23 protein-coding genes are annotated in these 26,143 nt (G+C 64.9%); 9 read left to right on the top strand and 14 right to left on the bottom strand.

Translation table 11 applies throughout. From position 1 onward, the window contains the following. The first annotated feature begins 192 nt into the window (after nucleotides 1-192). A complete protein-coding gene (locus ACIQTZ_RS16365) occupies nucleotides 193-1,125 on the top strand; it encodes a hypothetical protein (protein WP_402982277.1) in 933 nt (310 codons plus the stop codon). A gap of 57 nt (nucleotides 1,126-1,182) precedes the next feature. Here ACIQTZ_RS16365 and ACIQTZ_RS16360 read toward each other — a convergent pair whose 3' ends face one another. Together ACIQTZ_RS16360 and ACIQTZ_RS16355 are read right to left on the bottom strand one after the other, a co-directional pair. Continuing rightward, nucleotides 1,183-2,646: an amino acid permease gene (locus ACIQTZ_RS16360; RefSeq protein ID WP_402982275.1), complete on the bottom strand. Its 1,464-nt coding sequence runs from the start codon at nucleotides 2,644-2,646 to the stop codon at nucleotides 1,183-1,185. Nucleotides 2,647-2,921: 275 nt separating this feature from the next. Next, complete coding sequence (locus ACIQTZ_RS16355) at nucleotides 2,922-4,553, bottom strand: ABC-F family ATP-binding cassette domain-containing protein (protein ID WP_402982274.1); 1,632 nt, start codon at nucleotides 4,551-4,553, stop codon at nucleotides 2,922-2,924. A gap of 156 nt (nucleotides 4,554-4,709) precedes the next feature. On the opposite strand from ACIQTZ_RS16355, the gene ACIQTZ_RS16350 reads away from it, so the two are divergent. Genes ACIQTZ_RS16350 through ACIQTZ_RS16335 form a run of 4 tightly spaced genes read left to right on the top strand, consistent with a single transcriptional unit; the run spans nucleotide 4,710 to nucleotide 8,477 of the window. Then, entirely contained in the window at nucleotides 4,710-5,438 is a 729-nt protein-coding gene (locus tag ACIQTZ_RS16350; protein ID WP_402982272.1) for a lysostaphin resistance A-like protein, read from the top strand. 13 nt (nucleotides 5,439-5,451) lie between these two features. Continuing rightward, entirely contained in the window at nucleotides 5,452-6,399 is a 948-nt protein-coding gene (locus tag ACIQTZ_RS16345; RefSeq protein ID WP_402982270.1) for a 1,4-dihydroxy-2-naphthoyl-CoA synthase, read from the top strand. Between the two features lie 8 nt (nucleotides 6,400-6,407). Then, entirely contained in the window at nucleotides 6,408-7,538 is a 1,131-nt protein-coding gene (locus tag ACIQTZ_RS16340) for an AMP-binding protein (protein ID WP_402982268.1), read from the top strand. Between the two features lie 60 nt (nucleotides 7,539-7,598). After that, the gene (locus tag ACIQTZ_RS16335) at nucleotides 7,599-8,477 is read left to right on the top strand and encodes a 1,4-dihydroxy-2-naphthoate polyprenyltransferase (protein WP_400272011.1); all 879 of its coding nucleotides are present in this window, start codon (nucleotides 7,599-7,601) and stop codon (nucleotides 8,475-8,477) included. Nucleotides 8,478-8,494: 17 nt separating this feature from the next. On the opposite strand, the gene ACIQTZ_RS16330 is transcribed toward ACIQTZ_RS16335, so the two are convergent. After that, nucleotides 8,495-8,806 carry a DUF4229 domain-containing protein gene (locus ACIQTZ_RS16330; RefSeq protein ID WP_402948259.1) on the bottom strand — a complete coding sequence of 104 codons (312 nt, stop codon included), beginning with the start codon at nucleotides 8,804-8,806 and terminating at the stop codon, nucleotides 8,495-8,497. 87 nt (nucleotides 8,807-8,893) lie between these two features. Here ACIQTZ_RS16330 and ACIQTZ_RS16325 point away from each other — a divergent pair, with 87 nt between their 5' ends. Together ACIQTZ_RS16325 and ACIQTZ_RS16320 are read left to right on the top strand one after the other, a co-directional pair. Continuing rightward, a complete protein-coding gene (locus tag ACIQTZ_RS16325) occupies nucleotides 8,894-9,265 on the top strand; it encodes a PLD nuclease N-terminal domain-containing protein (RefSeq protein WP_402982266.1) in 372 nt (123 codons plus the stop codon). Nucleotides 9,266-9,408: 143 nt separating this feature from the next. Further along, complete coding sequence (locus tag ACIQTZ_RS16320) at nucleotides 9,409-9,912, top strand: hypothetical protein (RefSeq protein ID WP_402982264.1); 504 nt, start codon at nucleotides 9,409-9,411, stop codon at nucleotides 9,910-9,912. Nucleotides 9,913-9,922: 10 nt separating this feature from the next. Here ACIQTZ_RS16320 and ACIQTZ_RS16315 read toward each other — a convergent pair whose 3' ends face one another. From ACIQTZ_RS16315 to ACIQTZ_RS16270, 10 genes are all read right to left on the bottom strand, one after another. After that, a complete protein-coding gene (locus ACIQTZ_RS16315) occupies nucleotides 9,923-11,398 on the bottom strand; it encodes a dynamin family protein (protein ID WP_402982287.1) in 1,476 nt (491 codons plus the stop codon). A gap of 5 nt (nucleotides 11,399-11,403) precedes the next feature. After that, nucleotides 11,404-13,260 carry a dynamin family protein gene (locus ACIQTZ_RS16310; RefSeq protein ID WP_402982285.1) on the bottom strand — a complete coding sequence of 619 codons (1,857 nt, stop codon included), beginning with the start codon at nucleotides 13,258-13,260 and terminating at the stop codon, nucleotides 11,404-11,406. Between the two features lie 145 nt (nucleotides 13,261-13,405). Continuing rightward, entirely contained in the window at nucleotides 13,406-14,782 is a 1,377-nt protein-coding gene (locus tag ACIQTZ_RS16305; protein ID WP_402982263.1) for an IniB N-terminal domain-containing protein, read from the bottom strand. Nucleotides 14,783-14,950: 168 nt separating this feature from the next. Then, entirely contained in the window at nucleotides 14,951-16,933 is a 1,983-nt protein-coding gene (locus tag ACIQTZ_RS16300) for a LuxR C-terminal-related transcriptional regulator (protein ID WP_402982261.1), read from the bottom strand. Nucleotides 16,934-16,936: 3 nt separating this feature from the next. Next, the gene (locus tag ACIQTZ_RS16295) at nucleotides 16,937-18,985 is read right to left on the bottom strand and encodes an Hsp70 family protein (RefSeq protein ID WP_402982259.1); all 2,049 of its coding nucleotides are present in this window, start codon (nucleotides 18,983-18,985) and stop codon (nucleotides 16,937-16,939) included. 140 nt (nucleotides 18,986-19,125) lie between these two features. Next, nucleotides 19,126-20,187 (bottom strand): c-type cytochrome biogenesis protein CcsB, encoded by a 1,062-nt coding sequence (ccsB, locus tag ACIQTZ_RS16290; RefSeq protein WP_400337135.1) that lies wholly within the window; start codon nucleotides 20,185-20,187, stop codon nucleotides 19,126-19,128. Continuing rightward, a complete protein-coding gene (locus tag ACIQTZ_RS16285; RefSeq protein WP_402982258.1) occupies nucleotides 20,187-21,905 on the bottom strand; it encodes a cytochrome c biogenesis protein ResB in 1,719 nt (572 codons plus the stop codon). The genes ccsB and ACIQTZ_RS16285 overlap by 1 nt, the downstream gene beginning before the upstream one ends. Continuing rightward, complete coding sequence (locus tag ACIQTZ_RS16280) at nucleotides 21,905-22,660, bottom strand: cytochrome c biogenesis CcdA family protein (RefSeq protein ID WP_400337131.1); 756 nt, start codon at nucleotides 22,658-22,660, stop codon at nucleotides 21,905-21,907. Before ACIQTZ_RS16280 ends, ACIQTZ_RS16285 begins: the two co-directional genes overlap by 1 nt. Before the next feature lie 5 nt (nucleotides 22,661-22,665). Then, nucleotides 22,666-23,205, bottom strand: a complete 540-nt coding sequence (locus ACIQTZ_RS16275; protein WP_400337184.1) for a TlpA family protein disulfide reductase — start codon at nucleotides 23,203-23,205, stop codon at nucleotides 22,666-22,668. A 78-nt stretch (nucleotides 23,206-23,283) separates the two neighbouring features. Continuing rightward, complete coding sequence (locus ACIQTZ_RS16270) at nucleotides 23,284-23,949, bottom strand: histidine phosphatase family protein (RefSeq protein WP_397325586.1); 666 nt, start codon at nucleotides 23,947-23,949, stop codon at nucleotides 23,284-23,286. 215 nt (nucleotides 23,950-24,164) lie between these two features. Here ACIQTZ_RS16270 and ACIQTZ_RS16265 point away from each other — a divergent pair, with 215 nt between their 5' ends. After that, nucleotides 24,165-24,716, top strand: coding sequence for a YceI family protein (locus tag ACIQTZ_RS16265; RefSeq protein WP_402948460.1), 552 nt, complete (start codon nucleotides 24,165-24,167; stop codon nucleotides 24,714-24,716). A gap of 172 nt (nucleotides 24,717-24,888) precedes the next feature. Then, nucleotides 24,889-25,626: a hypothetical protein gene (locus ACIQTZ_RS16260; RefSeq protein WP_400337127.1), complete on the top strand. Its 738-nt coding sequence runs from the start codon at nucleotides 24,889-24,891 to the stop codon at nucleotides 25,624-25,626. Between the two features lie 288 nt (nucleotides 25,627-25,914). On the opposite strand, the gene ACIQTZ_RS16255 is transcribed toward ACIQTZ_RS16260, so the two are convergent. Beyond that, a complete protein-coding gene (locus ACIQTZ_RS16255; RefSeq protein ID WP_402982256.1) occupies nucleotides 25,915-26,112 on the bottom strand; it encodes a hypothetical protein in 198 nt (65 codons plus the stop codon). Nucleotides 26,113-26,143: the final 31 nt, after the last annotated feature.

The raw sequence follows: 26,143 nt of genomic DNA, 5'->3' as shown, positions 1-26,143 counted from the left end.
ACGAACTCAACGACAGACCCCGCCAACGATTCGACTTCTGCACCCCAAATGAGATGATCAGAACCTTCCTGTTGCGATAACCGCTAGAAACCGCCGGCTGGGAACAACAACAAGTGCCAGTCAGATGGGGTCGGCTGCGTTTGGCCTGTGGATAACCGCACATGCCCGCAGAGGTTTTGCCAGCATGGGGAAATGCGTATCCCCAAGGAGTTGCCACGTCACCTGAGCAGGGCGCCTTTCACCTGGCAGGAAGCGCTCGACGCCGGCATCTCGCGGCAGCGGTTAAGGCACCGCGGGCTTGATGCACCCAGCAGGGGAATCCGCTCCCCACATCCCGGCGAAGCAGAACTGCCGCAGGCCATACGGCCTTATACCGTTGTGACGCCGTTCTCGGCTGCCTCTCATGCCACAGCTTTTGTCATATGGGGATTTCCGGGCTTCCTGCCGGGCAGCAACGAGCCCACCATTCACATTTCCCGTCCTGACACCATGGCGATTCCCCGGCGCAAAGGGGTCCAAGGACACGTTGGACAGTTTTTCGAGGACGAGATTACCAACCACAACGGTCTGCTGATCACGACGAGGGCACGCACTTGGCTCGACTGTGCCCGCAAGATGGCAATCGACGAAATCACCGTGGTGGCGGATCACCTGCTGCGTCGGCCACGGCCCCATCTGGAAGGGCGAAGCGAGCCATTCTGCTCACGTGATGATTTGGAAGAGATGTTGGACCGGCACAAGGGAACACCGGGAATCCGTAAAGCCCGGCTGGCCTTGGAGCAGGCGCGGGTGGGAGCAGATTCAGCGCCTGAAACCAAGCTACGGCTGGCACTCGAGCGGGCTGGGCTGCCCGAACCGGAAGTCAACCAGCCTACGGAACTTGGTTTCGGCGTCGTGCGTCAACCCGACCTGGGCTATCGGTCGGAGCGCGTAGGTGTCGAGTACGAAGGCGAAGGACATTCGGATCCTGCGCAGATCGTCAGGGATATCGAGCGTGAGGAGGATTACAGTCGCGCCGGATGGACGCTGGTCCGGATTTCAAAGCGCCACATGAGGAACGATGCCGGAGCCGCCGTCGCCAAAGTCAGGGCGGCCCTCATCGACCACGGCTGGGCAGAAAAGTAGCTGGCACTTGTTGTTGTTCTGAAGGGCTCAAAACAACAACAAGTGCCAGTCAGTTGGTTACGAGAACAGCTCGCTCTTGGGCTGGTTGTTCTTGACCTTCTGCCAGCCGAGCCAGAGGACCAGGGCGAAGAACGGGATGGTCGCCAGGGTCCACAGGCCCAACAGGAACACATCGCCGGTGGCCTTGTCCGTGACGGTGTCGAAGCCGATCAGCACCGTGATGGCCAGCAGGGCAATGAGGCCCAACCAGCTGGTCCCCGGCGAACCGGGCATCGGCAGGGAGGAGACCTTGCCGCGTTTCTTGCGCAGCGCGATCTGGCTCGCGAAGATCGAACCCCACGTGAAGATCACGCCGATGGAGGCCGTGTTGAGGGCGAGGTCGAAGGCGTGGGAACCGCCCAGCCAGATGTTGAGGAGGATACCCACCAGGTAAACGCCGCCGATCGCGAGGATGGCCGCATACGGCACGTGGCGGGTGGACATCTTGGTCAGCCACTGCGGGGCGTGCCCGTTGTTGGCCATGGTGCGGAAGATCCGGCCGATCGAGTACAGGCCCGAGTTGCAGGAAGACAGCGCGGCGGTGATAACGATCATGTTCATCACATCGCCCATCCAGCCCAGGCCCATCTGCCCGAACACGGTGACGAACGGCGAGGTGCCGGCCTTGTACTGGTCGGACGGCAGCAGCATGGCGAGCAGGGTCACTGAACCGACGTAGAAGACAACAATGCGGATCACGACGGCGCGGATCGCCTTGGGCACTTCACGTTCCGGATTCTCCATCTCGCCAGCGGTAATACCGACGAGCTCGATGGCGTTGTAGGCGAAGATCACGGCGTTCAGGACCAGGATCATCACCAGGCCGCCCTTGGGGAACATGCCGCCTTCATCGTGGAAGAGGTTGCCCACGGAAGCATGGCCCGCACCGACCTGGGCGTTGGTGACCACCATGAAAGTGCCCACGGCCAGGAAGATCACGATAGCGGCGACCTTCAAGCAGGAAGCCCAGAACTCGAATTCACCGAATGCCTTGACGCTGAACAGGTTCACGGCCACCAACAGCACCAGCGCTGCGATGGCGGACAGTTCCACGGGCACGTTCGGGAAGAAGAACTGGAAGTACAGGCCGATCGCGATGAGTTCGGCGATGCCGGTCATGGCCCAGTTGATGAAGTACATCCACCCGGACAGGTAGGCACCCTTCTTGCCGAACATTTCACCGGCGTAGCTCACGAACGAACCGGACGTCTGCCGGTACATGATCAGTTCGCCGAGCGCGCGCATCAGCAGGTAGGCGATGACGCCCGCAATCGCGTAGGAGAAAATCAGGGCCGGACCCGTGGAGGCCAGGCGGCCACCGGCACCCATGAAGAGACCGACGCCGATCGCGCCGCCCATCGCGATCATGGTCACGTGACGGCGGCTCAGGGTCTTCTGGTAACCCTCGGCACTGAGGGTGGAGCTCCCGCCGGCGGATGACGCCTTGGGGCTCTGGAGATCTGTGGGAGTACTTTGCGGCACAGCTGTTCCTTGTGGGTTGGGGTATTGCTGTTGTGGTTGCGCCGGTGCCGGAGCAGGGGCCGATCCGGCACACAAAATTCGGATTTTTCCTCGTTGAGGAATCCTCTGTGTGACGCAGACCGCAGAACGCCGAACGTTCGGGCAACCCGTCCATCTTACGGCATATGACGCGGAGCTCGTGACGCAGGCAACAAACCCTTGCCGTCGGCGAGCAACGCGGGGTCACTCATGGCCCATCCGGCAGCGCAACATAGGCCCTAAGCGACCCCGCGTTGCTAGAGGAGGGTCCCGTCCACCATCCGCCGACGCACCCAGTTCCCGCCTCCGGCCAACGCGCAGCCATCGAACCACTCGCCCAGCGCACGGTCATGGCTCACGATCAGCACGGTGCCGCCAAAACCCGCGAGCGCCTCCTCGAGTTGTTCCACGAGCACCGGCGCCAAGTGGTTGGTGGGTTCGTCCAGGACCAGGGTGTCGAAGCCGCCCAGGAGCAGTCGGGCCAACGCGAGGCGCCGTTGCTGTCCGGCAGAGAGGCTCCCCACCGGAACGTGGAACTCGGCGGGCCGGAAGAGCCCCAGTCGAAGCAAAGCCTCGGCATGCTCGTCGATGTTCCCGCCCAGCCCAGCCGCAAATGCCGGGAGAAGCCGGAGCCCTGGTTTGGCCGGGATGTCCAGTTCCTGCCGCAGATAGCCCACGGTGCCCACACGTCGCACCTCGCCCGCGTAGTCTTCGGAATCCCCCGCGAGCACGGACAGCAAGGTTGACTTCCCAGCCCCGTTTGGCCCGGTCAGGAGCATTTTGTCGCCGGCCGATACCCGGAGGGACGTCGGCTCGAGGCGTCCGGGAACGGCAACACCGGATGCCTCAATGGCGCCGTCGAGCCCGTCAAGCGAGGCCGCCAACGTCAGCGGCACGGGCGGCCTTTCAACAGGGTTCTCTTCCAGCCGGCGAAGCCGCTCATTGGCATTGCGGACCTTGCTTGCCGCGGCCCTTTCCCACGTGCCGGTTTTCACACCGAACGCCATCTTGTCGTTGTCGCGCCTGCGGCCATACCCCATGCCGTCCGCCACCGTCGCGGCCTGCCGTTTCTCGGCGGCCATGGCATCAATCCACGCGTCGTACTGCTGCACCCATCGGGCACGCTCAGCCGCCTTCTCGCCCAGGTATCCCTCGTAGCCGTTGCCGTACCGCGTCACTGAGCGACGGTCAGCATCCACTTCGATCACGGTGGTGGCCAGCTTCCGCAACAGGACCCGGTCATGCGAAATCACGACGACGGTCCCCCGGTGGGCGGTCAGCCGGGACTCCAGCCACTCGGTTCCGGTGGCGTCCAGATGGTTGGTGGGCTCGTCGAGGAGCAGGGCATCGGCCGGGTCGGCCAGCAAACAGGCCAGTGCCACCCGTTCCTGTTCGCCTCCGGACAGGGAGGAAAGCGTCCGACGGCGGTCCACGCCTCCCAGCCCCAGCTTGTCCAGCGCTGCGTCCACGCGGGATTCGGCGGCGTACCCCTCCCGGAGCTGGTACATGGTGCTGAGCTGCCCGTAGAGGTCCATGGACTCCTGGTCCGCCGCGGCCAGGTTCTCCTCCAAGTCCGCCATCCGGGCTTCCAAGGACCGCAGCGAGGAAAGGGAGGCGTCGATGGCATCCGCCACCGTCAAATGGGAGGGAAGTCCGTGGGTCTGTGCGAGGTAACCCACGCGGTACCCGCCGGTGCCCAACGGGCCGGCCGTGCCGCCGTCGGGCGTTTCCTCACCGGCCAGCAGGCGCAACAGCGTGGACTTGCCTGCGCCGTTTTCGCCAACGACAGCAAGATGTTCACCGTGGTGGACCACCACATCGACGGACGTGAAAAGTTCGCGGTCCCCGTAGCCGTGGGAAACGCCGGAAAGGTGAAGATGATGGGTCAAGAGATGTCCTTGCAGGTCCGCAGTTAATGGCAGAACGCCATGTGGGCACTGGGAAGGCAGCCGGAAGAAGGGGCTGCTGTTAGGACTCCATCGCTCCAGCCTGCCCGGGCGGACGCTGTCCAGTCAAGTCGGGAACGGCAAAGATAGGCTGGTCACATGGGCTCCCTTTCGACGCAAACCAGGCTGTACCGGTTCAACATCCTTGATGCTGCCGCCGTCGTGGCCTATGTGGGCTTCACTGCCTACTTCACCTTTGCCGGCGCATCGGTGGAACGGCTCATGCTGCAGTTTTTCCCGGAGCCGGCCACGGCGTCCTATGCCGTGAACGCGATCTTCTATGCCGCCGTCGGAATCTTCGCGCTGGCTTCGGCCTGGCGCGTGGTGGGGCGGGACTTCCGGATCCTGGGCACCCGGCCGTGGTTCACGCTGGGCATGGTCCCCCTGGCCGTGGTGGTCATGCTGATCATGACGGCGATCCTGGTTGCAGCACTGGGTGGCGCGCAGAGTTCAGAGAACCAAATGGGCATCCAGGGCCTGCTGCAGCACGTGCCCGCCTGGCTCATGGTTCCCCTGTTGGTGCTCCTTGGCCCGTTCGTTGAGGAGTACCTGTTCCGGCACCTGCTGATCGGGAAGTTGTCCCAGTACGTCAACATCTGGATCTGCTGCATTGTGTCGACTGTGGTGTTCGCTTCGATCCACACCATTGGCAGGGAGGGCCTTGAGCTGTCCGCGTTGGCACCCTACCTGGGCATGGCCGTGGTCCTGGTGGGCGTGTACGTGTGGACAGGCAAGAACCTGATGTTCTCCTACCTGGTCCACGCCGCCAAGAACCTGCTCGCCGTGGTCCTGATCTACGCGGTCCCCGCGGAGCTCCTTCCCAACTGACTAGACTCGGTCTGTGAACAACCAACTCCCTGCCAAGGTTTCCGACGTCTTTGACCCCACGCGCTGGCGCACCGTTTCCGGCTTCGATGACTTCAAGGACATGACGTACCACCGGCAGGTTGAGCGGACGGCTGACGGAGTCAAAGACCTCCCCACGGTCCGCATCGCCTTCAACAGGCCCGAGGTCCGCAACGCCTTCCGTCCCGGCACGGTGGACGAGCTCTACCGCGCCATGGACCATGCCCGCATGACCCCGGACGTCGCCACCGTACTGCTCACGGGCAACGGGCCTTCCGAAAAAGACGGCGGCCATTCGTTCTGTTCCGGCGGCGACCAGCGGATCCGCGGGCGGGACGGCTACCGCTACGCAGACGGCGAGACGCAGGAATCCATCGATCCAGCCCGCGCGGGCCGCCTCCACATCCTGGAAGTACAGCGCCTGATGCGGACCATGCCCAAGGTGGTCATCGCCGTCGTCAACGGTTGGGCGGCGGGTGGCGGTCACTCGCTGCACGTGGTCAGCGACCTCACCATCGCCTCCCGCGAGCACGGCAAGTTCAAGCAGACCGACGCCACCGTGGGAAGTTTCGACGCCGGTTACGGCTCCGCGCTGCTGGCCCGCCAGATCGGGCAGAAGGCCGCGCGCGAGATCTTCTTCCTGGCCCGCGAATACTCCGCCGAGGACATGGTCCGCATGGGCGCCGTCAACGAGGCCGTGGACCACGAGCGCCTTGAAGAAGTCGCGTTGGAGTACGCCGCGGACATCGCCCGGCAGTCACCCCAGGCCATCCGCATGCTCAAGTTCGCGTTCAACCTCGCGGACGATGGACTGGCCGGCCAACAGGTCTTCGCCGGCGAGGCAACGCGCCTGGCCTACATGACGGACGAAGCCGTGGAGGGCAAGGAAGCGTTCCTCCAGAAGCGCGATCCCGACTGGTCCAACTTCCCCTACTACTTCTAGGACCTCCCTTGGACATTGATCCGATCCTCAAAGCACTGGCCGCTGCCCTCCAAGGCGAGGGTCCCGCCGTCGAGATCGTCACGGATGAAGCGGGCCGGCCGAGCGCGGTTCCCGTGGAAACCGGCGTCGAGGACGCCGCAGTGGTGGTCCGCACCTCCGGTTCCACCGGGACTCCCAAGGCAACCGTCCTCACCATCGATGCCCTCGCGGCGTCGTCGGTGGGTACGGCCGTGGCGCTGCGCGGTGAGGGGCAGTGGCTCTTGGCGCTGCCGCTGCAATACGTTGCGGGTGTCCAGGTACTGGTCCGGTCCCTCTACGCCGGAACCCGTCCGTGGGTGATGGACCAGTCGAACGGTTTCACCCCTGAAGCCTTCACGACGGCCGCGGAAGAGCTCACGGACAAGATCCGTTTCACGTCCTTGGTACCCACCCAGTTGCAGCGTCTCCTGGACTCCCCCGCCCCGGAAACCCTCGCGGTCCTTCGCCGGTTCAACGCGATCCTGTTGGGTGGCGCACCGGCATCGGCCGAGCTCCTCGCCGTGGCACACGCGGAAGGGCTCAACGTCGTCACCACATACGGCTCGGCCGAGACGTGCGGCGGCTGCGTGTACGACGGCGAGCCGCTGGACGGCGTCGAAATCCGCCTTGGCGAGGGCGAACTGGAGGGACGCATCCTGCTGGGCGGTGCGACTGTCGCAGCCGGCTACCTGGAGAACGGCCCCGAGGCCTTCTTCGAGGACAACGACACCCGCTGGTACGTCACCGGCGACCTGGGCGAGATGTCGCCGGAGGGCAAGCTCACCGTCCTGGGCCGCGCCGACGACGTCATCATCACCGGCGGGGTCAAGGCTTCCGCCGCGTACATCCAGGAAAAGCTGGAAGGGCTCGACGGCGTGACGGCGGCTTTCGTGGCAGGCGTCCCGTCGCGCGAGTGGGGACAGGCCGTAGCTGCGGTGGTGGCCGTGGCGGATCCAACACGCGAGGGCATCCGCGGATTCACTGCGAAGCGCGAGGCCGCACTGGGTGTTTTGGCCCCGAAAACCGTGCTTGCGGTCAGCGAACTGCCCATGCTCCCCAACGGAAAGCCGGACAGGCTGGCCATGATCGAACAGCTCGAAGCCCTGCATCAGGGACAATAGACAGGTTCTGCCTTAACGAACCTGACTGAAGATCAACCCCCAACACACGAGGTACTGCACGTGGCGACAGCTGCACAATGGATTCAAGGAGCCCGGCTCCGCACACTGCCCGCAGCGATTGCGCCGGTCCTGATCGGCTCGGCTGCGGCCTTCGAACTCCATGCTTTCCGGCTGCCCAACGCGATCCTGGCGGCACTCGTGGCCCTGTTGCTCCAGATCGGCGTCAACTACGCCAACGACTACTCCGACGGCATCCGCGGCACCGACGAGGACCGCGTGGGGCCGCTGCGCCTGGTGGGCTCCGGCGTGGCCAAGCCGGAACACGTGAAGTGGGCTGCGTTCGGCCTCTTCGGCTTGGCCATGGTGTGCGGCCTCATCCTGGTGATCATCACCCAGACGTGGTGGCTCATCCTGGTAGGTATCGGCTGCGTCCTGGCGGCGTGGGGCTACACCGGTGGCAAGAACCCATACGGCTACCTCGGACTGGGCGACGTCTTCGTCTTCGTGTTCTTCGGGCTCGTGGCAACACTGGGAACCACGTACACGCAGGCAGGGCAGGTCAGCCTGGCGGCGGTGATCGGAGCGATCGGCACCGGACTCATCGCCTGCGCGCTGCTCATGGCCAACAATGTCCGGGACATCCCCACGGACACCGCCGCCGGGAAGCGGACTCTGGCGGTGCGTTTGGGCGACAGGCACGCGCGTGAAAGCTATGTGCTGATGCTCGGCGTCGCCATCCTGTTGGTGGTGGTGCTGGCACCCACCAAGCCGTGGATGCTGATCGTGCTGCTGCTGATCCCGGCCTGCCTCATGCCGGCCTGGCTCATGGTCAACGGGAAGAAGCGCAAGAGCCTTATCCCGGTACTGAAGCAGACGGGCCTGATCAACCTCGGCTACAGTCTGCTGTTCTCGCTGGGGCTGATCCTGACGCGGATCTGAATCCAGCCGGAAGGTCCCTAGACGGAACCCGGGCGCTTGTCATTGTTGATGGCAACGTCCGGGTTTTGTTCCACCAGGGAGTCCTCGGCAGCGGCGTCGTCCACTTCGCCGGCGGAGCGCAGCGGCTTGGCCCGGCCGGAGAAACGCTCACGCATGGCCCCTGTTGCGGCATCCCGCTGCTTCTGGAAAAACAGGTAGCTGATGGCGAAGGCGATCACGCCGGCACAGACCACAGCCAGGATCGCACCCGTCCCCAAAAAGTAGAAAAGCACGAACAACGGCACGAAGAGCGCCAAACGGATCAGGGAATACTTCAGGAAAGCCACCATCCAAGTTTAGCCGCCCGGATGGTTGCACTCTGATCACGGCCTCCATGAGGGATCCAGCGAACGGCTTTCGGCGACTAGACTTGGTGCATGCTCCGCGTTGTTGGCATCGTCGTCGTCCTGGTTGTGTTCGTGTACGCCCTTATCGATGTCATTCGCACTGACAGCCGAAGCACGCGCGGCATTTCCAAGCCGGCCTGGATCGTGGTGATGATCGTTCTCCCGGTGCTGGGTGCCATTCTTTGGTTCATTTTCGGCCGCCCCTACGGGAGGCCCTCAGCCAAGCCGGTCCGCAGCTACCCCACGGCTCCGGACGACGACCCCGAATTCCTCCGTAACCTGGAAGCCCGACGCCGGAACCAGGCTGAAGAAGAGCGGCTCAAGAAGCTCAAAGCCGACCTCGAGGCCAAGGAGCGCAAGCTCAAGGATTCACAAAGCCCTGACACAGACGAACTGAAGTAGGGAACATGGCCCAACAAGCTGATGAATCGCGGTCTCTCCAAGCACAAACCGGGACGCCTCTCAGCGGGCCACCTCTGAACACCCCAGCACCACCGCCACGCCCAGGCGTGTCCGTTTCGGCACCCCCACCGATTGCGGTCGCCGTGCGCCCGCCCGGCCCTGCCCGTTGGGCCCGGACCTTGTGGCTGGCCAGCTTCCTGGCGGGCTTCGGCGTCATCCTGACGGATTTCCTGGGCCGCAACGCTCATTTCGAACGCCTCAAGGGCGTCATCGGTGGGATGGTCCCGGACGGGGACGCCAGGGCACTCGACGGTGCCACCGCCGTCGTGTTCCTCGGCAGCCTGGGCATGCTCGCGCTGGTGACAGCCATGGAAGCCGTCCTGCTGGCCGTCGTCTTCCGGCACCGCGGGTGGGCGCGGTGGGCGCTTGCTCCCGTGGTCCTGTTGCACGCTGTAGTGACGGTGGTGATCGCCGACTTCGTCATCGCTCCCGGCGCCGACGGAGTGCTGGCAACCTTCCTGCTTGCAGCGCAGTACATCCTCGCCGCGGCCGGCCTCATCCTGTTGTTCCTGCCGTCGGTGTCGGCGTGGCTCCGGCGTGGACGGACGGCCCCGCCGGTGACCCCGAATCGAGGAGGACGCGGCTAGGCGAGGGCGTTCATCGTCTGGCCGGAATCGCCGCGAGCATCCCTTCGCAACTGCGGATCACCACGCGGCATGCGCCCACGGCAGCCGGTTCCGTCAGTGGGTTCTCCGCGATCGCACGCCAGCGGTCCAGGCACGCCCGGGCAGCGTCGCTGACACTGTCTTCGCCTGAATCGTCAGGGAGGCCCAGTCTCAGCGCAGCTCCCGTCCCGGATCCACCCACCAGGCGTTCGGCCTCGGCCGCTGCATCCGGGGCGAGCCCCACGCCGCTGGTCCGGAGGGCTGCCAACAGCCTGAGTTCCCTGAACTCGTGCGCTCCCGCCTGGAGCCGCTCCAACGCCGTCACCAGTGAGGTTGCGTCTTCCGGGGCCGGGTTTCGCAGCAATGCTTCCAAACCCACGACGGCGGCGCGCGCCTTGAGGGCTTCGGCACGGGTTTGAAACAACGAGGCGATGCTTTGGAGCAGTTGGCCCAGACCGCTCCGCCGGGCCAGCTCGTGGGCCAGTGCGGTTGGATCGTCGAGCCCGCCCCGAACCAGGGCAACGCCCAGCCTGATGCCGAAGAGACCGAAGCGTTCAATGAGCGAAACCCTGGTTTCCGCTGCGATTCCGGTGGGCTCAGTGGCCCGGACAAAGCGGTCCGCGGACAGCATGATCCGTTCCCATGCGGGCTTCCCAAGGCTCGCGAGGGACACCAATGCCTCATAGTCGCTTTGCCGCATGGTCCGGGAACTCTGCGCCAGCAGCCCCGCAACCGGTACGACGCCGAGGGCCAGTGGTTTCAGGTTCCCGTCGCGGCTGTAGCGGTCGGCGATCACTGCGGCGGAAATCAGGGAGTCGATCCTCCCGGCGCCGATCTCATCCGCCCTGGACAACACGGCAAGCGCGTTGACGGTCCCCGATTGCCCCGCCGCTTTGTCCCTGAACGATTCCAGGAACCGCACATCCGAGGCATGCATGTGGCGCATGAGGTAGATGACGGCGTCGGCGGCTGAGGGCGCGTCTTCGGGCAGCAGGAAAGCCGTTGACCGGCCTGAAACATCCTGGGAGAGTGACGCGATTCCGGGGGTGTCGATCAGGGTCAGGTCCTTCAGGCCCGCAGCCGGCCAATCCACCACCAGGCGCTCCACGTCTTCGGCCTTGATGCCGCCCAGGGGGAACACAAGGCGTCCGTCCTCCCGGGTCACCGGCAACGGACGCGGTTCACCGTGCACTGGGAAGAGGGTGACACGCGGTGTGGGTCCGTGCCGGTACCACGTGACGATCCTGGTGCACTCTCCTGCATCGGTTGGCGCGATTTCCTCTCCGATGATCGCATTGAGGAGGGTGGACTTTCCGGCTTTGACCATCCCTGCCACGGCAATGCGCAGTGGCCCGGAGAGCCTTTCGTCGAGCTCGTCCAGCACGGTCATGGCGCCGGGATCTCCATGGAAGACCTCCCGGGCTTTGGCGAGGAGCCCGGCAGCTTCGGCGATGCCGGAGTCCTCCATGGCCTTCATCCCGCCCTGACAGCGGACGGTTGGGCACTGGGTGAGACCCCGTCCTGGAGCGCAGCCGCGGCCTGGGCCAGCGCGTCCACCTTCTTGAGCTGGAACCGGATGTCCTTGATGCGCAGGTCCCGCTCGACGGCGAACGTCGCAGCGGCTTTCTGGGCTGCCGCCACCGAATCCGTCAGGGAACGGTGGTGTTCGTCCGCGATCTCGGTGAAATGGTCCCTGGTGGCCCGCTGAACCAGGCGCAGCCTGTCCTTGAGCTGCTTCCCCACTTGGAACACGACGTCGTCAACCTGTTTGCGGACCAGCGCTTTGGCCTCTGCCTGGCGGCGTTTGAGGCGCGCTTCCTTCTCTTCCCGGTACGCCTTGCGGCCCAGCAGGAGTCCGGCACCCACGGACAGGGGGTTGATCAGGGCCATGCCGAAGATGCCTGTCAGGAGGCCGAACATCAGCACGCCACCGTAAGAACCCCGCATTCCGATCAGCACCTTCTGGAGCGGGGCCATCCTTCCGTCCTCCATGGTGGGCATCTCGCTCACGGGATCCAGGACTCCGCCAGTATCGGCCACCTGGGTCAGCGGGAGGGCCACTTCTTCCTCGGAGAAGTGTTCAGCGACCTGGTTGGCAAGCCATTGGGCCCGTTCGCTGGTCCAGACGAAGGTGTCGGAGATGGCGGCCGCGGCGCTTTGTTCCAGCCAGAGCGAGAACTGTTCCCAGGCAGGTCCCGGGTCCCCCTGGTCGATGGCGTTCTCCGCCTCGCGTTGGATACGCCTCAACCGGTCCCGGAGGTCGTATTCCATGTCCGCGATGAGATCCCCGATCCCATCGTTCAGGGTGGTCTGCCAGCGGGCCGAACGCTTACGCAGGGCGTCTGCTTCCTGCTTCGCGGTTTCCAGGTCAGCGATCATTTGGGGCGTGCCGTCCGGGTTTTCCAAGGCCGCGAGCTCGGACTGCAGGGAGAGCCTCAGGTGCTCGGTAACGGACACGAGGTCGTGCTGCACGGATTTCTGCCGGATTGCTGCCGCCCGCCCTTCGATGGTGTCCCGCAGGTAGGCGATCAACGCGGGAAACCCGGACTCCTCGTTCAGCTCCCTGTCCTGCAGGCGTGCGGCCTGGAGTCGCAGTTCGGAGGAGACGGGCAGCAGCGTCATCTCCGGTGCGACGTCGAAGAGGTGCTGGCGGTCGAGCTCTGCGATCTGCCGCCAGGCCGGGTAGAGGTCGGTCTTCGAGAGGACGCACAAAACGTTCGGGCTGACCCGCATGGCTTGGCGAAGGAACCTGATTTCCGGCTCGGTGTATTCCTGGGAGGCATCGGAAACGAACACCACCGCGTGGGCCGAGGGAAGGGCCGTCAACGTGGTCAGGGTATGCGAGGATCCCAATCCGCCCACGCCCGGGGAGTCCACAATCGTCAGTCCACCTGCAAGGAGTTGCCGGGGCAACGCCACCTCAGCCGCAACCAGGTTCTTGGTATTCCCGGGGTTCCCGGCTTCCGAGACGTAGGCTGCGAGCTGGTTGATGTCCACCGGTCGGCGCTCCAGCTGCGGATCACCGGGAGGATTTTCCAGTGACGGCGTGTCCCCCTGGCCCGGAGTGTCCTTGGGGACCAGGACTGCAGCGGACGCGGGATCGCCGTGCTTGACCACCGTGGGAACCGAGGTGGCGATGTCGTCATCCACCGGGCATACCGGAGCATTGACCAGGGCGTTGATGAGCTTGCTCTTGCCTTGCTTGAACTCACCAACAACGATCACCCGGACGCTCGGATCACGCAACCGCCCGCGGGTTTGCTCCAGGCGTCGGCGAAGGTCGTTCCTCTCCCCCGCCAGTTCCATGCCCTGTTCCACCAGGGCGGCCATGCGTTCCGTTCCCGCCACAGTTGCTCCTCTGCTCCCGAACCTTCATCTTCAGAACCGGCGAAATGCCCGGCAGGTGGTTTCCCGCCTGCCGGGCACTGCTGGGGATTGCTTCCGGTCTGTACTTACGCCGCAATCAACTCCTTTGTCAGTCGATGTCCACGTCGTTCTTGGCCACCACCAGCGAATCGTCAATGTCGTTGTACTCGACGTCGAGCTCGTTGTCCGCAATGACGGTGTTGTCCTCGATGTTGGTGTAGTCCACATCGAGTTCGTTGTCCGCCACGACGATCGAGTCGTTGACCGAGTTATCCGTATTCCCGTTGAACGAGTCATTCACCGAGTTGTCCGTGTTACCCGATCCGTTGCCGTTGAAGGAATCGGCGACATTCGTCGAATTGTCCGAGTTGTCGCTGTTGTCGGTGACCGAGTTGTCGTTGTACGAATCGTTGATCGAGTTGTCCGAGTTGTCGGAATTATCCGAGTTGTCGTTGAACGAGTCCGCAATGGCAACGTTCGTCGAGTTGTCCGAGTTGTCCACGGAGTTGTCCGAGTTATCCGAGTTGTCGTTGTACGAATCGTTGATCGAGTGGTCGGAGTTGTCCGTCGTTGTGGAGTTGTCCTCGTTGAAGGAGTCCCTGATATCCACGTCCAGGTCAACATCGGTGTTGTAGGAATCGTCCGTGTTGTACGAGTCCTTGGTCACCGAGTGGTCCGAGTTGTCGTTGAACGAGTCCCTGACGTCGATGTCCGTGTTGCCCACGTTGACTTCACCGTCGCCGTTGGTGATGTTCAGCGAGTGGTCATCGGAGTTGTCGGTGTTCGTCGTGGTGGTGGTAGTGGTTGTCGTGGTGGTGTTGCCCGAGTCCTTCACGTCGTCGCCGGCCGCAATGGCGCCGTCGCCCGAGGCGATGACGGCCTCCTGGTTGAACATCTGGTTGACATCGCCGTTGGCCCAGATGTTCTGGTTGACGGACTGGTCGTTGATCGTGTCGCGGTCATCGATGTTGGTGGTGTAGGAGTAGTTGTTCACCACGTGGACGAGCTGCTGCACGGCGTGGGCGTGGTCGTCCCAGTCTCCACCGCCGCCGCCACCACCGTGGCCATGATCGTCGTCGTGGCCATCCCAACCGCCACCGCCACCACCGTGGCCGTGATCGTCGTCGTGGCCATCCCAACCGCCACCGCCACCACCGTGGCCATGATCGTCGTCGTGATCATCCCAACCACCGGTGTTGCCGTTGCCGCCGTTGTGCTGCGGAGCGGGATGTCCCGCTGCCCCGCCCCCGCCCGTGGTGGCGTGGTTGCCGCCGGTGTTGTACTCACGGTCGAACGACGAACGCGCGTTGATCGGAGCGTAGTCCAGGACCACGGGCCGGACGGCATCCACATCGGCGGAGGAAACGTGCCCAAGTCCGGCGGCGGAAAGGGCGGCTTCCGGGTCTCGGACAAAGTCCTCTGCGGCTTCCGGATTGTTGAACAGGCTCATCAGGAACTGTACGAGCTGTTGTGCAAGTGTTGGCATGGGAACGCTCCCTCACATTCTGTGTTGGGTGGAGAACGCCCGGCGCCTTTGCCGGGCTTGCCTTCAAGCTATGGCCAGGGGGACGGCGGGGGCATCGGGGGCTGTCCCCCTACCGGCGGCGCCCGCGTTAGGGGATCCGGCGCCGGCCCGTTAGGGGGTGGAGGGGGGTCATGCGTGGGGTGGGTGCGCGTCGCCCAACGCCAAGCGCAGCCGGACCAGGAGTTCCGAGCGGTTCTCCGCCCCCAAACGGCGCCGCATGCGGGCCACATGGTGCTCGGCAGTCCTGGGCGAAATGTAGATCGCATCGCCGATTTCCCGGTAGGTCTTGCCCTCCAGCACAAGCCTGGCAACTTCCTTCTCGCGCGCACTCAGTCCGGAAGCCTCGGCCGTTTCGGGGGCCCCTATGCCCGCAGGTGGATCCTGGTGGGCTTCCGGTTGCGCGGCGCTTCCTTGGGGATGGATGTCCCGGGCGCACGCCAGCAGCTTCACCATGTCCCGGCGTTCATCGGCCCGTGCGGCCGCGTGACCTGCCAGCCGGGCCCCTTCCCATGGCATCCCGACGGCGGCCAACCCGCGGGCCGCCGTTTCGACGTCGGACGCCATAAAGCGCCCGGCGAGGACCGAGACCCAGGCTTTGCCGCCGGCGGCCAACATGGCCGCGTAGTGGCTGTGCCCGGAGGCGCGCACCAGCGCCGTGGCGTGCGGGGCCAACTCTGCCGGGTTCTCGCCCAACAGCGCCGCCTGGACGGCAGCCCAGTGCAACGGGACAGACCACAGCACCGGGTTCTCCAGGCGGTCCAGCAGCTCCCAAGCGCCCTGCAGGTAGTGGGCCACACGACCCGTTTCGCGCAGGCGGGCAGCGGTAATGAGCACTTCGCCCCACGGCAGCAGGCTGTAGAGGTCCACAGAGACGTGCATCATGGCTTCACGGGCGTGGTCCCAGGCCAGGACCAGTTGATGGACTTCGCCGCTTCGCCGCGCGAGGCCAAGCTCAAGGGCGGCTCGAAGGAACCGGTCCCTCGGCGCGAGATCCCAAGGGTTGGCTTTGACGGCCTCGTTGATGGCAAGCCTGGCGTCGTCCGGGTTGTCCTGTTGCATGGCGCACCACGCCTGCAGCAGGAACAACCGCGGCCTGGCGGTATCGCCACCCTGGGAGGCGGCCAGGGCGGCCCTCACCACGGTGTCCGCCACCGCCGGCTCGCCGCTGTGCAGGGCGCACAGTGCGGCCAGGACGGCCGGTATCTCGGGCATCGGAGCAGCCACGCCCGCCGCGTTCATCATGTCCGAGGCCCGGATCAGCTCCGAGAGCCCCAGCTCCGGCGAGGATTCCAATGTTCGGCGCAGGCCGTCCCCCATGAGGGATAACGCCACAGCCAAAAGCGTGGGCGACCCCATGGACCCGCCATCTGCCAGGACGCCGTGCCCGCCCGCCACGTCGCCGGAGCCGATCATTGCCAAGGCGGCCAGCGGGGCCGAGGTGCCCATCCGTTCAGGACCCAGCCAACGGTATGTATCGGCACTGCGGGACAGCATTCCCCGCTCGGCCCATACGGCGGCAGCCACGTCGACGCCCAAAGCAAGCTCCGGCGGTTCGGGCAGGGCCAGCAAGCGGTCCACCAGGCGGCCCGCGGCGTCAAGGTCTCCGGTGGCCGCGGCTGCCTGTGCACGCCGCGCTGCCTTGGGCAGTTCCTTGGCTCCGGACAGCAAGGATTCCGCAAACAGCGCGGAGGCCAACCCGGGATCGGATTCGAGCGCTTCCTCGGCCGCTTCTTCGAGTTCCGCTGCCACCTGGGGGTGCCGCAGGCCACCCCGGGCAAGTTCCCGGGCCAGCCCGCCCAACGGCCGGCCATCTGCACGGTAAGTGTCCACCAGCTCCCGCTGCAGCGCATGGATGATGGCATCCGGGGTGCCGTGCAGGAGCGCATGGTGTGCCGTCCCAACCAAGGAACCGTCCGGAAGCAAAAGCCCCGCTTCCGTGGCAGTTTCCCTGAGGTGCTCCAGGTCCTGGCGTCGTTTCAGGGAAGCAGGCAATGGCGATGGCAAGGTGAACCCGACAGCCAATGCCAGGAGCAACTCCCGGACGGCCGCCGTCGTGCCTTCAAGGCCATGCCCGCGCCCCGGGGTTGCCTCAGTATGGTCCTGTTCCGTCATCGCCTAAGCCACCGCGGTCGGAGCAGGAGTTTCGCCCGGGCTCGTCGCAGTTGGAGTTGGCGGGGGTGCCTGTTCCGTGACGGGTTCCGAAGGTACGGGGTCCTGGGTCGCGGGCGGCGGAGGCGGCGGTGCTTGGGTTGTCGGCTCGGGTGCGGGAGTGGTGGGGTCCGGCACGGTGGTGGGTGGCGGGTCGGCCGGAGTAGTCACAGGTGGTTGGGTTGGGGTGGTGGTGGGCTCTGGAGCCGGCCCACTCGCAGCGCCCCCGGTGGGGGTCGGCACCGGTGTGACGGTGCCTGGAGCAGGCGCGGACGTAGGCGTCCCGGGTGTGGAGGCGCCCGGCGTACCCGGTGCCGGAGCGGTCGGCCCGTTTCCGGCAGCTGGGGTCCCTCCGCTGCCGGCCGCCGGACCACCGTTCGGCGCAGCCCCCTTCTGCCCGGTTCCGCTGGCGGTCCGGGCCGTGCCCGTCCTGACGGAAGCGTCCAAACCCCTGCCGGCCTGGCCTGCGGCGGGGGCTTCCCCGGCTTTCGTGCCCGGGGCGCCAGCAGCCTGTCCCCCGCCGGCCTTCGTGCCGCCGTCGCGCATCACGTCGGATCCTTGGGCCGCGAAGACAGACAACAAGCCCGCTCCCTCGGGAGTTTGGGCCGCCGTGGCGGTGAGGATCGTCAGCACAGTGGCGGCGGCAGCAGCGGCAGCCGTCATCCTCATCCGGGAGCGCGGCGCGTGCCGCCCTGCTTTCGACGTGCCCGCTGCCGCCTGCTTGAGCGCGGACAGTGCCGTCCGTCCATGCCCGACGCCGGGACGCGCCACCGGGCCCAAGCCCCGGGTGTGGTGGCCTGCCAGCGCGGGCAAACCGGCCGCAACGGCGGCTGCCCCACCGTCCGCCGGCCGGCCATCCACCGCCGGCGCCGCAGAGCCGCCGGAAAGGGCGGGGCTCGCCGAAAGCGCCGGGCTCGCCGAAAGCGCCGCGCCGAGGCAAATGGACGACTTCGGATCGGCATCAACCGCGACGGGCCGTTCAAGTTCCGCCGAAACCAACTCGGCCACCAACGGAATACGCGACGATCCACCGATCAAGAGAACAGCCGTCAAATCCGCAGGTTCCACGTGGACGGCCTGCAGGCTCCGCCCCAGGGCATCCAGGGTGTCCTGGACCTGCGGCTCGATCATCGCCTCGAACTCGGACCGGACCAGCCGGATGGCCTGCTGCGTGCCCGGAAGCGCAACGGAAATGCTGGTTTCGCTGTCCAGGGAGAGCGCTTCCTTGGCTTCACGGCATTCCCTCTTGAGCCGGGACAAGGCCGAAAGGGTTGCAGGATCGTCCGCGTCCAGGGCCTGGACGGCGTCTCCCAGATGCGCCACCACGTGACGCAAAACAGCGGCGTCGAAATCGGCGCCGCCCAAGGTTTCAATGCCGTCCGGATGGCCGATCAGTTCGAACCGATTGGCTCCGGCCTTGCGGAGGATCGCGGTATCGAAAGTGCCCCCGCCGAGGTCGTACACCGCGATGGTGCTGCCGTCCTCCACCCTGGTTTGCGAGGCGTAGTGGAGGGCTGCGGCCTCCGGCTCGCTGATGAGGCGGATGTCCCCCAGGCCCGCCAGGTTGAGCGCCGCCAGAACCACGGATGTCCGGTGGTGGCCCCAGGAGGCCGGGTGCGTCATGACGATCGAGGAGGCTGGACCACCCTCGCGCTCTTCGGCCTTGGCCACCACCCAGTGAGCCAGGGCGGCGAAAACGTCCTCCGGTGCCAGCCAGCCGTCCCCCACTGACAGGGGAACGGAGTCACCGATGCGTCGTTTGAACTCCCTGACCATGCGCCGGGGATCGTCCAGGCCGCGCCGCTCGGCCGCTTCGCCCACAAGGACCCGGCCGTCCTCCGCGTAGTAGAGGACGGAGGGCACGGCGCTTCCGTGGAGTCCCAGGGGGAGTACTTCCGGCGCGCTGGTGGAGCCCTGGCCGGGCCTGAGCACGGCTGCCGCGGTAAAACTTGTCCCGACGTCAATGGCGAGAACATAGCTCATGGTTACCTCGAAAAAGAACATGGCATGGCGCATGCGGTCTTCATCACAAGCGGGGTCCACATAAGGTAACACTTGCCTTTGACAGGCGACAGCTTAATTTCGGGTTCCTGCCGGGCTCTCTCCAAGTGATAGTCGACTCGATGGAGAAAGCCCAGTTCAGGCCACTGGAAGGCCTACAGCCCGGAGTAGGAGTGCAATCCGTTGAAGACCGTGTTCACCAGCGTGAAGTTGATGATCACGCAGGCGTAGCCCACAATCGACAACCAGGCCGCACGGGTTCCGGTCCATCCCCGGGTGGCGCGGGCGTGCAGGTAACCGGCGTAGACAACCCAGATCACGAACGTCCAGACCTCCTTGGGATCCCAGCCCCAGAAGCGTCCCCATGCCTTTTCGGCCCAGATCGCGCCAAACATGAGCGTGAATGTCCAGCCCACGAAAGCCACCGTGTTGATGCGGTAGGAAAGGTTCTCAAGGCTCAGCGCGTTGGGGACCACCCTCATGAAGGCGAGGTTGTCCCGACGGCCCGCGGCAAGGTTCTTCTGGCGGTACGACTGCAGCAACTGCAGCGCCGACATGGCGAACGTCAGGGTGAAGAGTGCTGACGACAACACCGCGATGGAGACGTGGATGATCAGCCAGTAGCTCTGCAAGGCCGGCACCAGGTGGCCAACGGGGGTCCAGAAAGCCACCGAAGCGGCAACCAGCATGATGATGGCCAGGCCGATCACGAACGTGCCAAGGAAGCGCAGGTCGCGCCGGATCAAGGCGATCAGGAACACGGCCACGGCCACGAACGCACCGGTGGTGAGGAACTCGTACATGTTGCCCCACGGCACGCGGCCCGCGCCGAGGGCCCGCGTCACCACGCCGGCGGCATGGATCAGCACGCCAAGGATGGACAGGGCGACGGCGACGCGCGCAGGTGCGCGTCGTTCGCCGCCATACTTCATGTCGCCTGCCGCAGTGGCTTCCGTAACGGTAGTGCCCGACGTCGGACGCTCGCCGCGGTCTGCCGGTCCGGCGGTGTCCGAAGCACCCAGGCCCACCCGCCCGGCGGCGACGGCCACTTTACCGGCGGTGGCGCTGGCGGCCGCCTTCAGGTCGACGGCCCGGAGCGTCTTGCTGCTCTTCGCCAGGTCCCACGCAAACGCGATGAACGCCACGGTGTACGTGCCGGCGGCCAGCAGCATGAACAGCTCGCTGTACTGGCCCAGGGTTTCGTTGATAGCGGGCATTACTGGTCCTTCGGGGTTGGGGAAGAGACGGAGTGGGAAGATTTGGTGGTGTCGGCCACCCGCCATTCCCGGGCGAAGAGTTCGCGCAACGCGGCGGCCTCCCCGGCAAGGCGGTGGTCCTCACCGCGTGCCAGCAGGCCGTATTCCACCATGGTCCGGCCGTCCTGGTGGGTTCCGGTGCGGACCCAGACGCGGCGGCGTCCCACGTACAGGGACAAGACAAGGCCGCCCACCGCAAGCAGGCCGAAGATCAGGGCGTACAACTGACCGGGGTTGTGGTGGATGTCCACGCCCACGTACTTCTTGACGGTGTCAAAGGTTATGCTGCCTTTGCCCTCCGGGAGAGTGGCGGTATCACCCAAGGCCAGCGAGATACCACCGGTATCGAGTTTCCGGCCGTTTAGCTGGGTCAGGTCCTTCACGTCCAGCTCAAAGACGTTCTGAGGTACGCCCTTGTCCAAGCCCAGGTCGCCGTAGTAGGAGTCCAGGGTCAGCGTCGGATTGATGAGTTGGGGATCGCCGCTGTAGGAGATTCCGTCTTCGGACTTGAATTCTGTGGGCAGGAAGAACCCGTTGAAGCCGAGCTGGTCCGGCTTGCCGTCCGGGACCTTGATGACCACCGATGAGTAGTAGTTGGCGCCCTGGACCTTCGCAGTGACCGGGCCCTGGAAGGCGATATTGCCGTCACCGTCGCGGACAGTGACCACCGGCGCATAGCCGTTGCCGGTGAGGTACAGGCTTGTCCCGCCCAAGGAAATGGGGTCGTTGACCTTCAGCACTTCCTTTTGCTCCGGGGCATCAGGGTTTTCCTTGGTGGTCACCTCGGCCGTGTAGTCGATCGGCTGGCCGGTCTTGTTGGGCGATTCCCTGTCGAAGGTCGCCTGGAACTTGTCCAACCGGACCGAGTACGGCTGCAGCCAGGCGCTTTGGAAGTTGGTTCCCGGCGAGAACTGGTCGTAGCCCACCAAGGTGTTGACGAACGTTTCACCCTCCACCAGGATCCGCTGGCCGCTGTAGCCGAACAGTCCGCCGATGGCCACGGAGACCAGCACGCCGATCAACGAGGTGTGGAACACCAGATTGCCGACTTCCTTCATGAAGCCGCGTTCGGCACCGACGCTCGGCAGCGCGCCGTCGGCGTCCCGCACCTCAACGCGGTAGCCGCGCTTCTTGAGCAGCCCGGCGGCATCGGTGATGGCCTTCGACGCCGGGATCCCGGCGTCGGCGGGCAGCGCCAGGGTGCCGTACTCCGGCAGCCGGGACAAACGCTTGGGCGTGCGCGGCGGCTGTGACTTCATCGCCTTGTAATGCGCAATGGCACGCGGAGTGACGCAGCCGATCAGCGAGATGAAAAGCAGGAGGTAGATGGCCGAGAACCACGCCGACGAGTACACGTCGAACATCTGGAGGGCATCAAGGAAAGGCCCGAAGGTGGGGTTGTTCTTGATCCAGTCCGTGACGGTGACCGGGTTGGCCGGACGCTGCGGAAACAGCGAACCCGGCACTGCCGCAATGGCCAGTAGGAGCAGGAGGAACAGCGCGGTCCGCATGCTGGTGAGCTGGGTCCAGGCCCACCGGAGCATGCCCAGGATGCCCAGGGTGGGCAGTGCGGCATCGGACTTGGCCTTTTTCAGCTTGTCCTCGCCGGGGTTGCCTGTGGTCAGGCCTGTGTCACTGCCTTTGGCGGCGTTCTTCTTGGATTTCACGGACTCGCTCATCAGATCGGCAACTTCACATCGGTTTGGAACCAGTACTGCAACTCGGTCACCCAGTGGCCCCACACGCCGGTGGCCATCAGGATGCCGAGCAGAATCAAAATGCCGCCGCCTACCCGCTGGATCGCCAGGCGGTGTGTACGGAAGAAGGACATCACGCCCATGCCGCGGCGGACGGCCAGGGCAATCAGCAGGAAGGGCACCCCCAGTCCCAGGCTGTACACGAACGCCAACAGCGCGCCCTTCGCAGCCGAGGATCCCCCGGACATGCTCAGCAACTGCACTGCGGAGTACGTCGGCCCAATGCACGGCGCCCAACCCAGCCCGAACGTCAGCCCCAGCAGAGGAGCGCCCCACAGGCCGGCGGGCGGTTTGGCGTGGATCTTGGCGTCGCGTTGGAACCACGCGAACCCGCCCATGAAGACGATGCCCATGATGATCACCAGGACGCCCAGCAACTGCGTGATCCAGGCGTTCTGCGGTCCCGTAAGCAGCGTGCCCAGTTGGCCGAAGGCGCCGCCCAGCAAAACGAAAATCACCGAGAAACCCAACACGAACAGTCCAATGCCCACCAGCATGCGGCCCCGCCGCTGCTTCTGGAGGTCAACCCCGCTCAACCCGGTGACGTAGCCAAGATAACCGGGCACCAGCGGGAGGACGCACGGAGAGAGGAAGGAAACGAGCCCCGCCAACAAGGCCACTGGCACGGCCAGGAGCAATGATCCGTTGAGGATGGTCTCGGCAAAGGGACTGTTCATGGGTACTACTCGGCCACTGCGGACGTGATGAGGGCCTTGAGGGTGCTCTTTTCAATCTCGCCGAGCACGCGGGAGGCAACTTTGCCTTCCTTGTCGAGGACAAGCGTGGTGGGAACGGCGTTCGGAGGAACAATGCCGGACACCGACAGGAGGACCGCGCCATCCTTGTCATTGAAGCTCGGGTACGTCAGGTTGAAGGTCTTGTCGAAAGCTTCGGCGGTTGCCTTCTCGTCTCGAAGGTTGACGCCGAAGAACTGCACGCCCTGGTCCTTGAATTCCTGGTGGAGGGCTTCCAACTGCGGAGCTTCCACACGGCAGGGGGCGCATGCAGCGAACCAGAAGTTCAAGACGGTGACTTTGCCCTTGAGGACATCCGGGGTCACGGTTGTTCCGTTGAAAAGGGTGCCTTTGAGGGCCACGGGAGCGCTGCGGTCCGCCTTTGCGAACTCGGTGACGGATCCGTCGCCTGCAACATAGTTCTTGTTGTCTCCCTTGCGGGCCTGGTCCGCCAGGGAGTCCGGCTGGGCGCAGGCCGAGAGTCCCATGGTGAGCCCTGCAAGGAGGACCCCACCGGCAGTGAGCGCGCCGCGGCGCGAGACGTTCTTCTTATCCACGGTTCCCTTTCACGCTCCCGGGGTGCTGGCGGCACCGGGCAGGAGGACAGCGGCGGGCTCGCTGTAGTCAACGCGGGCCACCTTGCCGTCGTCGTCGAAAACCAGGGAGGTCAGCGAGGCCAAAGTGCACTCACGCTTTCGCGGATCGTGGGCCAGCCGGCGGCCTTCGGCTGAGAGCCGGGTGGCCCAGATAGGCAATTGGTGGCTGACCATGATGGCTTCGGCTCCGTCGCCGCCGAGTTCGATGGCCTTGAGCCGGGCGTCCTGCACAGCGGCGATGACGCGCGCTGCCTGCTCCTTGTAGGGCTCGCCCCAGGAGGGCCGCAGGGGGTTGCGGAAGTAGTACCAGTGCTTGGGCTTCAGGAATTCGCTCCGCGTTGGGTGGAGGCCCTCAAAGTGGTTTTCCGCCTCGATGATCCGCGGATCCGTGGTGATGGGCAGCCCCAGAGCCTCGGACGTGGGCATGGCGGTTTCCTGGGCACGCGTCAGCGGCGACGCCACTAAATGGACAATTCTGGCGCCCTGGTCTGCGCGCACCACAAAGTGCTCGGCCAGCATGCGGGCCATCTCCCGGCCGCGCTCGGAGAGGTGGAATTCAGGCAGCCGACCATACAGGACGCCATCGGGGTTATGGACCTCGCCATGGCGAAGCAGATGGACAGTTGCTTGGGGCATGTTTACCAGTTTCTCAAAGATGCGGGGCGATCTGAAATCTTCTACCGCTAGTAGAACTCAAAGTTTTCCCAAAATGTTCCGGGAAGTTGGAATAAAGGATGCATATGCATGTTTATACTAGACACGAAGCTCGGTTGACGCTTCAAGTAAACAGCTCGATCAGATCAGCCGGGTAAGCCCAACGATCCATCCCTATACCTAGGAGCAACACCATGATGACTCTTCCCGCCAACGTCTCCACCGGCACCTGGACCCTGGACAACTCCCACAGCGAGATCGCCTTTACCGTGCGCCACGCGGGCATCAGCAAGGTCCGCGGCCAGTTCAAGGAAGCCGAAGCCACGCTGGAAGTTGGCGAGGCCCTGACCGATTCCAAGGTGACCGCTTCCATCCAGACCGCCAGCTTCGACTCGGGCGACGTCAACCGCGACGGCCACGTCAAGGGCGAGGACTTCTTCGACGTGGAGAAGTTCCCGGAGATCACGTTCGTCTCCCGCCACGTGAAGGCCAACGGTGACGGCTTCGACCTCGTGGGCGATCTCACCATCAAGGGCGTCACCAAGGAAGTTGCCATCGAGACCGAGTTCAACGGCGTGGCCGTGGACCCGTTCGGCAACACCCGTGCAGGCGTCTCCGGTGAAACCACCATCAGCCGCAAGGAATTCGGCCTTACCTGGAACGCCGTCCTGGAAGCCGGCGGTGTCCTGGTCAGCGACAAGGTTGTCATCAACCTCGAACTCGCCTTCATTGCACCGGCTGCCGCCTAGCCTTTTCGCTGGAAGCGGCCCCACGGCGCCCCCGCCCATCTTTGGTGTGCGGGGGCGCCGTTTCGCATACTCGGAAATCACCCGTCCATTGTTCGGCACACACCCGGTATTTGGCTGCGAGTTGGCCCCAAATTTCCTATGCAACCCTCAACCCGCGGTCTACAGTGATGCCATGAGTAACCCAGACGAAGCACCACAGCCTCAGCAGCCCGGCTCCGAGCCACAGCAGCCCGGCAATGTTCCTCCTGCGGGTTACCAGCCTCCGCAGGGCTACCAACCACCCCAGGGCTACCAGCCGCCGTCGCAGCCGGGCCAGTACCAGCAGCCCGGCCAGTACCAGCAGCCCGCCCAAAACCAGCCGCCCCAGTACCAGCAGCCGGGTCCCGGCCAGCCAGGACAGGGCCAGCAGGGTGGTTTCCACTTCGAAATGCCCACCGACGGACCGCGCAATTTCAACGACGTCCTCCCCCAAGGCGGCTTCTCAGGCATCTTCAAAGTCCAGGGGCTGCCCACGGAGCTGAAGGTGTCCTACTTCATCTGGGTGATTTCGGGACTGCTCGGCCTGCTGTTCGGGCTGATCGGACTCTTCGCCATCATCGCGGCCTTCGCCTTCATACCGGGGCTGGCAGCTGTCGCGCTGATCCTGCTGATCATCAGCCTTGCCGTCGCAGCAGCGCAGGTTGTCCTGGCCATGAAGATGAAGGAAGGCAAAGAGTGGGCACGGCTGGCCCTGACGGTTCTTGCAGCAGTCTCTTTGCTTCTGGCCATTTTTGGTTCCATCAACATGGGCGGTCCCAGCGCTGGCCTGGGCAGCAACTGGTTCGGGTTCCTGGTCAGCGCCGTTGCCGTCGTCCTCATGTGGCTCCCGAACTCGCAGCTCTGGTTCAAGGCAGTCAAGGGCACCGCCTGACGCGAAACCCGGGTACCGCCGTCGTGCATTAACAGCAGCGATGATGAAGGCCGCGGGCCTCCCAATGGAGGCCCGCGGCCTTCATCATGCAGGAGTACGGCTATGTACGCCTGCGTGATGATTTCTCCACGCGCGGGAAATTCCTGCGTGTGATCCTCCGTACCACCGGGAGGCTGGGGGTACGGTGGATTCAGAACCATGGTGGGGGCACTTTGTTCTTGTTGACCCCAGCAGTATCAGCCGTCGACCAAGCAAAGGAATGCCATGAGCAACCCTCCCTACCCGCCGTCAAACCCGGGCGATTCCACTCCGGAACAGCAGGGGTCCCAGCCTTCGGCGCCGCAGTACGGCCAACAGTCCGAACCCAACGCTCCGCAATACGGCCAGCCGGCCGCGCCGCAATACGGCCAGCAGGCTCCGAACGCTCCCCAGTACGGGCAGCAGTCCGCGCCGCAGTACGGCCAGCAGGCTCCCCAGTACGGCCAACAGCCCTCTCCTTACGGCCAGCAGCCCGGAT

This window comes from Paenarthrobacter sp. NPDC090520, from assembly GCF_044769205.1.
In the GTDB taxonomy this organism is placed as follows: Bacteria; Actinomycetota; Actinomycetes; order Actinomycetales; family Micrococcaceae; genus Arthrobacter.
The sequence above is the reverse complement of the archived record's forward strand: the minus strand, read 5'-3'. Positions and strand labels throughout refer to the sequence as shown.